This is a genomic window from Paraburkholderia sp. SIMBA_030, from assembly GCF_046535245.1.
Classification (GTDB): domain Bacteria; phylum Pseudomonadota; class Gammaproteobacteria; order Burkholderiales; family Burkholderiaceae; genus Paraburkholderia.
Genome location: NZ_JAWRXB010001263.1, coordinates 1 through 248 on the forward strand (window position 1 = coordinate 1; position 248 = coordinate 248).

Annotated in this window: 1 pseudogene; it reads right to left on the reverse strand. The window is 66.1% G+C overall.

From position 1 onward, the window contains the following. Positions 1 to 168: pseudogene (locus SB772_RS44095) on the reverse strand (histidinol dehydrogenase); the annotation flags it as partial. Between the last annotated feature and the right edge of the window lie 80 nt (positions 169 to 248).

Sequence of the window (248 nt, forward strand, 5' to 3'; positions counted from 1 at the left end):
CGTGTACTCGAGCACCGCGGCGTCGCCGCGCGACTTCACGTCGGCGAGGATCTTCGCGACCGATTGCTCGATCGCCTCGTCCTCGCTCGCCTCGAACGCGAGCAGCGCGCGCAGCGCGGCGCCGAAGCCGTCGCTCGTCGAATCGAGTTTGCGGATGGTGATGGCCATGGGAGTTCCGTTACGGTGATGCGCTCAATTGCCATTCTGCGACGCGCGTTCGAACGCGTCGAGAATCGGCTTGAGCGCCG